The sequence below is a fragment of the Burkholderia diffusa genome (assembly GCF_902499115.1).
Lineage (GTDB): Bacteria > Pseudomonadota > Gammaproteobacteria > Burkholderiales > Burkholderiaceae > Burkholderia > Burkholderia diffusa.
On record NZ_CABVPN010000009.1, the window covers coordinates 203,636 to 216,599 of the forward strand.

Consider the following 12,964-nt stretch of genomic DNA (forward strand, 5'->3'; position numbering starts at 1 on the left):
CATGAGTCTGCCCGCGCTGCCGCAACCTGGCCGGCGACTACGTAATGCGCGACTTTTTCACGCGTGCCCGTTCTGCACAATGGACCATTGCGCGTGGCCCGTCTGCCGCTGTGCCGGCACGTCACGCATGCCGCGGGAGAATGGACATGGTGTTGATGGCTGTGGGCGGGGGCGGGCCGGTGAACGTGCCGCAGCCGCAGAATGACGACGATCCGGCACCGAAGAACGGGGCGGGCAGCACCCCGCCGGCCCAGACGCCGGAACAGCAGGCCCTCGCGGCCGCGCAGGCCGAGACGCAGCGCCTGCTGCAGCTCGCGCAGGCCGAAATGGCGACGCTCAAGCGTCTGCACGACCAGGGCGCGTCGCAGGCCGATCTCGACAACCAGGTGAAGAAGGCCGAAACCGCATGGGGCTCGGTGCAGGCAGCCGTCGAGAACCAGATGCGCGTCGCGGCGGACGGCGGCGGCGACACGAACAAGGCGATCGCGGGCGTGGCATCGGATCTGCGCAATGCGTCGCCGAACGATCCGGTGTTCGGCTCGGTGCTCGACGATGCGCAAAAGGCGGTGTCGGCCGAATCGGCGCCTGAGCGGGCGACCAACGTGAAGGCGTTCCAGTTCGCGATGGCGATGCAGAAGGATCAGGCCGCGAACGCCGACGTGCAGCAGTACAACGCGTTGCCGGGCGGCATCCGGCGCGCCGATCCCGACACCGGCGCGCAACTGCGCCAGGCGGCCACCACGGCCGACACGAACGCCGACGACGCATACACGGCACTCACCACCGCGTTGCGCCACGAATACAGCACGTCGGCCGCGACGCTGCGTCTGAACGACGCGAAGGCCGACTATGCGGCGTGGCAGAAGGAGCCCGGCGGATTGCGCCGCGCCGACGAGGCCGACATCACGCAGGAGCTGTCGCAGGCGCAGAGCCAGTACGACAAGGTCGTGACGGGCGGCGACGACACCGCGCTGACCTACGTGACGGCCGACGAGCAGAAACAGGTCGTCGCGTCGGTGAAGCAGAATCACGACGGCATGTGGTACACCGGGCTCGTCGACGCGCTGGGCGAGGAAAGCCAGCTCAAGCGCACGATCGCGACGATCAATCCCGACGATCCGTCGCTGTCGCCGCAGATGAAACAGCTCGCGCAGTCCGACCCGGTCACGTTCGCGCTGTTGCAGGACACCGGTGTGACCGTCGATCCGAACGACCCGAAACTGTCGCCGCAGGAGAAGACGCTTGCCCAGCAGAATCCGCTCGCCGAGGCGTTCGTCAAGCTGACGGGTGTTCCGGTCAGCACGGACGGCAAGAGCGAATCGGAAGCGCAAGCCCTGAACGCGCAGATCAACCAGGCGGGCGGCGTGTTCGCGTATGCAATGGCGCACGCCGACCAGAACCAGCCCGGGTACCAGAAGATCAAGCTGCTGCTCGCCGCCGCGCCCGACGTGCGGCTGCAGTACACGCAGCAGCAGGTCGCGCAACTGATGGAGAATCCGGGCAGCAATCCGGGCGCGGCGCTTCAGGTGCTGAACACCAACATGAATGCGTCGTTCTCGCTGGACGAACGCCAGACGCTGTGGACGCAGGCGGGCCAGCCGCATTTCAACGCGAACTTCATCCATTCGCAGATCGATCCGCTGATGCAGAAGCCCGATTCGCAAGCGACGGACCAGGCCAGCATGCAGGCGCGTTACGACGGCCGGATGAATGCCGACAAGGCCGGCAAGTGGATGCAGGACATCCTCGCCAATGCCCCGCCCGAATTCGCGGGCGTCGTGCTCGATACCGTCGAGAAGGATTTCGGCAACAAGTGGACGCAGTCGAACACGGGCACGCCGCAGCCTTACGGCGACGGCATCGAGTTCTACAAGGGCCTCAGCACGGCGGTCGGGCTCGCCGATCAGCAGCCGACCGCGAGCGGCGTGCCCGTGCATCGCGAAGACGACGTCGCGAGCTGGCTGCTCGACGCCAACGGCAACGCGAAGACGATGATCTATACGTTGCGCGGCAGCGACGCCGGCTACGGGTTCGACGGTGTGCGGCAGGCGCTGTCGTCGGGCGTCGACCCGTCGTTGTCGAAGGCGCTGCTGTCAAAAATGCAGAACGACGACCGGTTCCGCTCGGGCTTCGCGAACGACTTCCAGCTGCGTTACGACCAGGGCACCAAGAGTGCCCAGGACAAGCAGAACAAGGACGCCGCCAGCGCCAGCTACAAGCTGTTCCAGGCCGATCCGGACAAGCAGCTGAAGGCGTATTTCGACGACTTCCAGAAGCACTTCGACGACAAGTCCTATACGTTCACCACCGGCTCCGATCAGATGACGAACTTCGTCGGCGCCGGGCTCGGGATCCAGCCGGACGACCCGGGCGCGACGCCGACCGACCGGAACGACGTGCCGTCGATGGCGCTGCTCGAACAGTTGATCGTCAGCAACGGGCAGTTGCAGAACGGTAGGGCGGTCAACAGCCAGTCGCTGTACGCGAGGAATTCCGCCGCGACGCAGATGATCCAGAACGTCGTCGATCAGATCCGCAAGGTCGGCGGCGACCACGCGGTCGTGTCGCTGGTGCCGATCTACTACGTATCGAAGGGGACCGGCACCGCGCCGAGCGCGCTCTTCAAGGTGCAGGTGGAGGGACATCCGGACCAGTACAAGCTGATCGACGATCGCGGCTGGAAGTACGACACCGTCGACGACTACCAGCACAACAATGCGCTGTCCGATGACGGCAAGCTGTACGTGCCGAAAAGCCTGACGAACGGTCCGGCGTCCGGCGGTTTCTCGCAATACGAAACGATCGACGCGCACAAGACCGAGTGGTACCAGCACGCCGAACACATCCTCGAAATGGGTGCCGGCATTCTTGCCGCGGCCGGCGGTGTCGTGCTGGTTGCGAGCGGCATCGGGGCGCCGGTCGGCGGCCTGATGCTCGGTGCCGCGTGGACGGCCGTCGGCGCGGGCATGGCCGTCGGCGTGCCGGCCGCGATCGGCGACCTGAAGAACCTGAGCGATCACGGCCAGTCGATCGGCTTCGGCAACGTACAGGCGCGCGGCGACTGGATCAGCCTGATCGGCAGTGGCGCGGGCTTCGCCGGCGCCGGGCTCGGCGTGGCGGCGAAGTCGCTCGCGGAGGCATCGTCGCTGCTGCGCACGACGGGGCGGGTCTCCGACCTGCTGACGGCCGCATCGCGCGGCGACGGCGCCGCGGCCGACGTGGCCAGTGTCGGCCGTTTCACGCAGGAAGCCGACGCGTTCCAGTCGCTCGCGCAGACGACAGGACGCACGGCCGGCGTATTCAATGTCACGGGCGGCCTGATCGGCGGCTACCAGATGGGCGACCAGGGCGTGTCGCTGGTCAAGAACTGGGACGCGATGTCCGATTCCGATCGCGCGCAGCAATTGCTCAACCTCGGCATCGGCATCGCGCAGATGGGGCTCGGTTCGCACACGCTGATGGAGCGGCCGATTCGAGCCATCACGAAGACGCCCGCACCGTCGACGGTGTCGCGGCCGGTCGCGATCAACGTCGTCGACACGTTGTACGGCAACGGACTGGCGAACCAGCGTCTCGCGGTCGGCGAGATCGGCAACCCGTGGCAGCACGCGGAGGAGCAGGCGAACAGCTTCGGCGAACCGGCCGACGACGGCGGCACGGTCGCGCCGGCCGACAAGGGGCTGCGGGCGCGCGTCGCCGCGTGGTTGCGCGCGCACCGCATGCAGGGCACGCCGGACGACGCCGCGATCGTGCCGCGGCTCGCGCCCGACGGCGAAGCGACGCCGGCCGTCGCCGACGCGCTGGCTGGCGACGGTGCATCGACGGCCCGGGCCGGCATGCCGACAAACGGTGCGCATCCAGCGTCCTGGGAGATCCCCGCGCATGTCGCGGCCGATCCGGCGATGCTGAGCGAGGTGGTCGGAGGAATCATCGAGAGCGGCAACCGGCTCGAGGACGTCGAGTACTACGTGTACGCGCTGCAGGATCCCGAAGGCAACGTGCGCAACCCCGAGGAAGACGGGCTGCCCGCGACCCAAAAGGGCAACATCGTCGACGACATGAGCGCGGCGCGGGCGGACCAGCGGCGCGCGAACGCGGCCGACGATGCGAAGGCGCGTGCGGCGGTTGCGCCCGACGAAGACGGCACGATCGGCGTGACGCGCTACACGACGTATCACGACGCGCTGATGGTCGGCGCCGACGGCGTGGCCGGCGGCCGCTACCGGATCGCGCTGGTCGATCAAGGGGCGCTCTCCGCGGACGGCTCGGTGCCGCCCGAAGCGGTGGTCGGCCACGTCGGCCTGACCGACGCCGGCGATGCGTTCATGCTGTCGATGAACGATGCGTACGACCGCACGCTGCGTGTGGTGTACCCGCGCGGCTTCGATTCGCAGAAGCCGTTGATTCGCAACGAGGGCGGCCGGCGCGTCGACGTGATCAACGCGCCATTCGGCATGAGCGAAACGCAGTGGGCCGCGTACCCGCGCCGCGAGGCCGACCTCGCGATCTATTCGGACAACCCGAGTCAGCCCGAGAACCGGCTGCCGGCGGGCGAGCGGCCGTTGATGCCGGTGCCGCCCGGCTATTTCGCCGTGTACGCGCATGCGTGGGCCGATGCATTCGCGAGCGCGACCGGCAAGGCGATGAGCGCCGAAGACATGGCCGAGCTGATTCGCCAGAGCGGCTGGGACGGCAAGTCGCCGGTCATTCTTTATGCGTGCGGCGCCGGCACGCGCGTGAGTCCGCTCGCGCAATTGCTCGCGAACGTGCTGGGCGTGGACGTGTACGGCGCAAGCGGATTCGTCGCATGGCGTTCGCCGCGCTATCGGGCCGACGGCAGCCCCGACTCCGGTTATGCGGGCGGCATCCTGATCGAACCCGGTGCGCCCGATCAGGCCGGCGTGCCGGACCATTCGGTCAGCGGCGAACCGCGCACGTACCGGTTCTCGCCGGCGCTGGCGGTCATCGACCAGGGCGCGCATCCGGTCGACTGGAGCGGCGTCGCGCCGCGCCCGGTGTCGAATCATTGGGGCGGCAGCGCCACGACGGGCGACGCGCGCGTGCCGATCGGCGTGTACGTGTGGCGCCTGTTGACGAAACGCGGCTCGATCATCAATCCGCGCAGCGGCCGGTCGGCCAGCGCGCTCGAGATGACGCATGCGCTGGAAGAACTGGCGTGGAAAGGCTATACGCCTGGCACGCCGATCGCGCTCGAGGGGCCGCGCAGCGGCGCCAATCCCGAGTTGCTGCAGGAATTCGCGGATCTGATCCAGGCGCCGGTATTCGGCCGGCTGGGCGACGACGACGCGGCCGGATGGCGGCGGGCGCTCCCCAATCCGGGCCGACGGCTTGCGCGCTTCGAGATCGAGCCCGACGTGAACGGGAAGTTCTCGCCGGGCGGCGCGCAGCCGGTCCGGATCAATCCTCTGGAACTGCGGCCCGTGCCGGGTTCGAACGTCGTAAACCTGCTCGGGCACGCGACCGCTCGGCAGTTCCTTAAGGTGTCGGGGTTCGACATCGCCGAGTCGCACGGCACGGCGCCGCGCGACGTGACCCTGGACAGCGCGGCCGCCGTCACGGAAGGCGGCAAGACGATTTCGCCGCGGCAATTCGCGCGCAAGCTGCTCGACGATCCGGCCTATACGGAAGGCAACGGCGTGCTGCTGACGGGCTGCTATCTCGGTGCCGGCGGTTACTCGTTCGCGCAGGAACTCGCGTACGAACTGCAGGTGCCCGTGATCGCGTCGATCACGTCCAACTCGGTGCGCGGCACCGGTGCGCTGGAACTGCATCCGATCGACGACAAGATCGTCCTGCCGGCAAACGATCCCGACGTCGCGACGCGGCTCTATCTGCATCTGCCCGAGGCGCCCGATGCGAGCGATCCGCCGATGGTGTTCGCACAGCGCGGCGAACCGGCGGCGCGCACGGCCGTGCATGACCATGCACCGGTCGAGCCGGTGCGCGCGATCGACGCGCAGATCGATCCGGACTCGGACAGCGGCCGCCGCGGCGCGGGCGGTACGCAAGGCGATGGCGGACGCCAGGACGTGACGCCGGGCGGGCCCGCGCATCCGCGGCTCGCCCCCGACGCGGAACCGGGCGAACCGCCAGTCTACGAGCCGACTCCGGTCGTCGAAGTCGGGCCGGGGCAGATCTACAAGGCGGACGAATGGGCCGCACGCGTCGAGCAGGTCGCCGAAGCCGAGGCCGACGACGGCCTGTCAGGGAAAACGCAGAAAATCTATCCGAAGACCAGCCGCGTCTATACGGACCGCCGGATCGCCAACGATGGCGTCGTCACGACGACGGTTCATGGTCAGTCGGTGCTGCAGCCCGGGTTCGACGACGTGACCGGCATCGACGCGACGCAACATCCCGAGTTCCTGCGTCCGGCCGATACACTGCTGATGCCGCCCGACGATCCACTCCATCCGATCGGCGCGCGCGGGCTGATGTCGCCGCCCGGTCATCACGTCGTGTTCGGCCACGGGATATCGGCCGACGCGATGCTGGGCCCGGAAGGCCGTCCGCTCACGCCCGACGAGGTGGCCGAGCGCGTGGCGCCGCATCTCGAACCGGGGCAGGACGTCACGCTGTATTCGTGCTTCGGCGGATCGAACAAGCACGATCCGCTGCGCATCGCGCCCGGGCAAGTACGGGCGGCCAGCACGACCTTCGCGGCGGCACTCGCGCAGCGCCTGTCGGAGCTGACCGGACGGCCGACATCGGTCTGGGCGCCGCCGGACATCCTGCTCGTCGAGCCCGACGGTTCGACCACCGTACGCGGCACGCGGCTGACCGGCCAGGTCGACAAGGATCGTCTGCCGATGCAAAGCTTCCGCGGCGATCCGGCACGCGCGGGCCGGCCGGCGCTCCCCGCAGGACGCGACGCGGAACCGGCCGCGACGACCGCCCGTACCGCGTCGCGCCCGCTCGCCGATCCGCCGCCGCGCCCGACGGTGCCGCGCGTGGCCGATCCGACGTTTGCCGATCCCGACTACGATTTCACCGCGATTCCGGACGACACGTTCGAATCGGTCACGCTCGATCATCCGTTCCGCACCGCGCTGGCCGAACGGCCCGGCGTGATCGGCGACGCGGCGCGCGTGACGCAACCCGGCGGCACGGTGAGCCAGCGCTGGCCGAGCGGCTTCCTCGACGGCCCTGAACCGACCCGCGTGATCGACGGGGTGATGCAGGCGTTCGACGCGGCCGGGCTGACCAACCTGCGCGTGGAATTCGTGACGCGCGACGGCAGCATCGAGCTCGGCAGCGGCACCGATTTCGGTGCGCTCGATCCCGAGGACGGCTGGTTCCGGTTCAGCGGCACGGTGCCCGATGCACCGGCTACCGCTGCCGCGCACACGCCTGCCCCTTCGGTGACCGATGCCCGGCTCGCATTGCCGGAAGGCGTGCGGACCGTCGCGCACGGCGATCTCGGGCAGGCAATCGATACGGCGCATACCGGCCCACGGAACCACGCATACGTGCGCACCGATGCGTTGCCGGACGGCACCGCGTTCGCACGGGACGACCTGACACCGCAGGAACGTGTCGCGGCCAGCGCGTCAGCGAACCTCGCCGCGGTCGAGGGCCAGGCACCGACCGACGTCGTGCTGCTGTCGGCGCTCGGCCACGATCCGGCTCGCGCGCTGCGCATCACGACGCCCGATGGCGGCGAACTGGTCAAGCCGGCCGGTGTCGACATGTACGTCGTGCGCACCCGCGACGCGGCGACCGGCGAGGTGTCGTACCGGCTCGTCGGCATCGATCGCTCGGGCTTGCCGGAAGGCTATGCGGCCGTGCATGCGGGCGGCATGCGGGCGGTCGGGGCGACCGACGGGCGCCCGACCTGGCCGACGATCGGCCCGGCGGGGCCGGCGGCCGGCCGCCTTGCCGGCACGGCCGGCGAATCGTCCGGCGCGGCGGCGCCTGCCGCCGTATCCGGTCATGCGAACCAGCCGGGCGTGCCGCAGGGCGCCGCGGTGGCCGAAGCGAGCGATCCACAGGCGGTTGCCGCGACATGGCTCGACAGCCTCGGCCGACGCACGCTCACGCGCGTCGATGGCCAGCGCGCGCCGACGCTCGACGGGTTGGGCCGCCAGCTCGGCCCGAACGCGCACGTGCTGATCACCGCGCATACCGACGCGCCGGCCGCCGACGCCGAACACGCGGCGCCGGCGTTCGTCGCGGTGCTCGAGACCGACGAGCACGGCGCGCTCGGCCCCGTGCGGATGCTGGACGGCAAGCGCGTGCCGGGCGCGCTGCGCAAGGCGCTCGGGAAGACCGGCAGCAGCGGGCGCACGGCACGCCGTCAGTTCGATTTCTTCGTGTCGCCGGTGGCGCACGACGAGCTGATGCAGTTCGGCGGCGCGTCGAAGATCGAGACGCGGGACGGCAAGTCGTCGTGGTCCGTGACGGCGTCGGGTCATCCGGTCGACGCCGCGCTCGCCGCAGACGTGGCGAAACTGCACGACGCACCGGGTTTCAAGCGGCCGCGTCAGGCCGTGCGTGCCGTCGAGGGTGAGCGGCGCTGGATTCACGTGGTCGAAGACGAGACGGGCAAGGTACTCGGCTACGCGGAGCGCAACACGAACCACGAATGGAAGTACTACGAAAAAGCGCCGCTCGGCGACACCGAGGTTCCCGAGCAGGATCTGCGCACCGTGTTCCGGCGACGGCGCAGGGGCGGCATTCCGGTCCTGCGCTCGCCGCGGCGCGGCATCCGGTTCGTCGTGAGCGACGTCAAGCCGGAAACCGTCGATCGAATCGGCGGCTTCCGGCCGGCGAAGGAAACCACCCCGGCAGAGAAACCGCCGCACCGTTCGCTCGGCGATCTTTTCCAGTCGAAGGTGCCGCTTCGCCGGCCGCTCGAGCGCGCGGAGCAGGGCGGTGAAGGCAACACGGCAACGCGGCCGCCGGTCGATCCGCATTTGCTGCCGTCGCACACATCCGCGCTCAATGTGGTCGATTTCAGCGGCAACAGCGTGCCGCACCTGCTGACTGCGATCCGCAACGGTGCGGTTGACGGCAACCAGCACGTGATCTACGTGTTCAGGACGGACGGCGCCGTGGCCGAGGCGCTCGGCGATCCGGTCGGCGTGATCGCCGCGCGCAACGGCGAGATGCGGTGGTTCGACGCCGTCCGGCACGCCAACAACCCGCATCACCAGGGCGTACCGCTCGACGAAATGCCGATCGGCAACGACCGGTTCGGCTCGGACGTGCATTTCCTGCTCACCCAGTTGCCGCCGCGCGCGTTCCTGCGGAGTGCGCGGCCGACGCGCATCGCGGCGCTCGAAGCGCGCGCGAAGGCGCTGCGCGAGCAGCTGTCCGACGCGGAAGCGCGTGGTCAGCATTCGGCGCCGTTCAGGGCGCTCGCGGCCCGGACGCGGCACGGTTACAACGAGGTGCTCAACGACTTGCAGCGCTTGCGGCGCAGCGGCACCGCACCCGCGCCGCTGTCGATCGAGCCGTACCAGCCCGGGCTCTCGTCGTCGACCGTCGTCGCGTTCAGCCTGCGCAATGGTGCGGCGAAAACCGAGCAGTATTTCCCGACGCACGACCAGATCGAGGCCTACAACAAGCAGGCGCAGCGTGCCGGCAAAGTGAATCTCGTGCTGAAGGGCGAGCCGCAGGCCGTGATGGTCGACCCGGGCATGTGGCGCACGCTGCTCAACAAGCTGTACGTCGGGCGCGACGTGTCGACGTCGGCGTCGCGCTTCCTGCCGGTGCCCGGCAAGCTGCGCGCGCGCACCCGGCGCTTGGGCGCGGCGACCGTCGCCGACCAGCGGATCCGGTATTTCTTCACGCGCTCGAGCGAAGCATTGCAGGACCGCATGGTGCCGATGGCACGTTCGCTGTCGCTGAGCGACGATCCGGCGCTGATGCGCAAGATCGTCGAGCAGTACGGCGGTGTGACGCCGGTCGTCACGCTCGTGGTCGATCCTCATCTCCTCGCGGCCGTGCTCGGCAAGGCGCACGATCCGGATTTCCTGCGCGCGGTGAAGGCGCTCGGCGACCAGAAGAACGCCGTGTTCGACGGCGAGAACGGGATGATTCATCCGGCGCCGGGCACGGACGGGACGGCACTCGCGCTCGATCATCTTGCACATCTGAATCGCTGGCTCGACGAGGCGGCGCACACCGGCTTCGCGATCCGGCTCGAAACGGCGCCATCGCGCGCGCTCGTGTCCGGCACCGACTACCGGTACCAGTCAGGCACCAACGACGCATACCACGATTACGTGCGCGTCATGACGGCGCTCGAGAAGTGGTCGAACGAACATCCCGATACGACGGCGCCCAACGTGATGGTCACGTTTCACGGCTGGGACGCGGTGCCCGAATCGGTGCCGGGCGCAGGGCACGAGAAGCTGTTGCGCGCCGTGCTCGAGCGCGAGGGGCTCGAATGGGTCCACGTCGGCCTGTCGCTCGGCACGCACGGCGCCGACTTCATCGGCAACCAGGACCTGACCGGCGCACTCGCGAAACTGATCGTCGAGAACCGCGCGCGACCGGAAATCATCGATCGCCTGCACGGTGCCGATGCGCTCACACGCGTGTTCGAGCGCGTCGACCGCCAGACGCTGGCGAACCAGCATCAGTTGCTGTTCGCGGAGGTCGAGCGGATCGGTGCCGCGCAAGGGATGACGCCCGCCGAAGTGGCCGCGCTGCGCCAGAAGCTCTACGAAGGCAACACGACCGTGTGGCTGAACCAGGCGCGCAAGGCAACGATCGAGCATGCAACGGAACACTGGAAGGGTGACGGCAACGAGCCCGGCAACAAGACGGAGAAGGGCGCGCGCAGGTTCGCCGCACGCTGGCTGGAGCAATACGGCGCCAGCGTGCCGGACCGCGTGACCACCCGAGCGCAGCCATCCGCCGGGGACCCGGCCGACCACTGGCGCGCGGTCGTGCGCGATCCCGCGCTGATCAACGATGGCACCAAGCCGATCGGTACCAGCCGGCGGGAGACCGCACAGCTCGCCAAGGTCGAGATTCCCGACGCGAAGCGCGCGCAGGCGGAGCTGCACGCACTGCGCGTGCACGACGAGCCGATCGGCACGAACCGACGTCCGCCGTCGCGACGGCGGATTGCCGGCGAAATGACCGCCGCCACGCTGGCCGGCGGGACCGGCGCGGGCGCGCTCGTCGCGACGGGCAAGGAGTTCGTGGGTACCGCGACGAATTCGCTGTACGCCGGGCTGCGCGTCGGCCGCGTGTTCCAGGCGCTGCATCACGGCGCGGTCGCCAGCCTGAAGAACGGCGATCCGCGCGTGTTCGATCGCGTCGTCGACCGCCTCGTGCGCGGCCTGCAGAAGCAACTCAAGGCGAACGGGTTCGACGCCGACGCGCGAGGTACGCAGCTCGAACAGATTGCACACGAAGGCAAGGCCGCCGCCGCGCAGTTGCGCGCGCTGAACGAGGACGGGACGCTGTCGTTCGACGAAACCGCGACGCACACGCAGGCGATCGCGGCCGACATGCTCGCGCAGATGCAGGGCGTGGTCGGCGGGACGTCACTGAAACTGCTGCACCATGGCAGCCCGCGGCACGCGGTTGGTCGGTTAGGGCGGCTGTTCGCACTGGGAGGGTACGGTGGCTCGATCACGATCAACGGGGCCAAGTTCCTCCATGGCGACGGGCTGGCCGGCGGGCAGGCTTTGGGCGGGATCATCAGCGCCGTCTCTACCGGGATCGTCTATAAGGGTGGTTCGCGCGGCGTGAATGCGGAGAATCGCAGTCAGCTGGCGCGGATCGCGAGCGCGACCGGCGACTACGTGACATCGGCCGTTGGTCTGGCAAGCGGCATCCACGGCGCAATGGCCGCCCACACGTTCGGCGACGGGATGACCGGCATGCTCGGTGCGATGTCCGGCGCGCTGCTGGGCGCCGGCCGTCTGCATACGCAATTCCCGAATGCCACGCCGTGGCTCGCGCGCTTGCCGACAGGCATCGCGCTGTTCCCGGTGGCGATCTTCGGGATCATGCAGGGGTACGGCGTGATCTCGGCGATGACGGGATCGGACGACAAGGACAAGCATCCCGGTGCCGGTCCGTCGCCGACGCCCGGTGCCTCGCTCGCACCGACGCCCGGGGCGACGACGGCGCCGGCGGCTCAGCCGAGTGCGTCTGCGTCATCGACGCCGAATGCGCCGCCGTCGGGGACGCCATCCTCGCCGGCGCAGCCTTCGACGGGTTCGCCGCGCCCGACGCCAACTCCGCTGACGGTGCAGGTGGTCGCCGGCAATTCGTTGTGGACCATTGCGGAAAGTCACGAAGGGTCATTGCTTGCAGCCGCTCGCGTACCGGCCGACGAACAGCAACGGATGTCGGACGGTCAACGGATCAACGTCGCGTTGAACGAGATCCTGCAGCTCAACCCGAACCTGGCGAGCAATCCGGGGGAGATCAATCCGGGGCAGCAGGTGATCGTCGGGTGAGGGGCAAACGTCGAAAGTCGGCGTGTAAGTGGCAAATGTTCACGCTTGTTTCGACGAGTAGCTGCGGCCCGGCGCCCGTTGGTCGAACCACCGATGGTCGCTGGCGTTGATCTGGATCAGTTCACCGAGGCACGCCCGGCGCGCTCGCGGCTGGTAGACCTTGGGTGGACGCTGCCGGCGTGGCACCCACAAACCGGCATCCGTCATAAGCCGCCGTACCGTTTCCCTGGCCAACTGGATGCCATGGCACTCGGACAACTTCTCGCAGGCCAGCGTCGGGCCAAAATCCGCGTAGCGCTCGCGAATGATCGTCAGCGCTCGCCGAGCCAGTTCCTCGTCCAATCGCCGGTTCCCCGGACGACCACGCTTGCGCGACGTTAGTCCAGCCGCGCCAGATTCCCGGTACCGAATCACCAGCCGTTCGATCTGCCGGACCGTTAGCAGGCCGTTGAAATACCCCCGCCGATCCGTCACGATGTAGCGAACCCGATCCCAAGGCACGAAGGCAGCATGCG

General features: G+C 69.0%; 1 protein-coding gene and 1 pseudogene. One reads left to right on the forward strand and one right to left on the reverse strand.

Annotated features, from left to right (window positions below):
* The first annotated feature begins 146 nt into the window (after nt 1-146).
* Nucleotides 147-12,449 (forward strand): LWXIA domain-containing protein, encoded by a 12,303-nt coding sequence (locus BTE28158_RS11565; RefSeq protein ID WP_174919876.1) that lies wholly within the window; start codon nt 147-149, stop codon nt 12,447-12,449.
* Between the two features lie 69 nt (nt 12,450-12,518).
* Here BTE28158_RS11565 and BTE28158_RS11570 read toward each other — a convergent pair.
* Nucleotides 12,519-12,881: pseudogene (locus tag BTE28158_RS11570) on the reverse strand (helix-turn-helix domain-containing protein); the annotation flags it as partial.
* Nucleotides 12,882-12,964 lie beyond the last annotated feature (83 nt).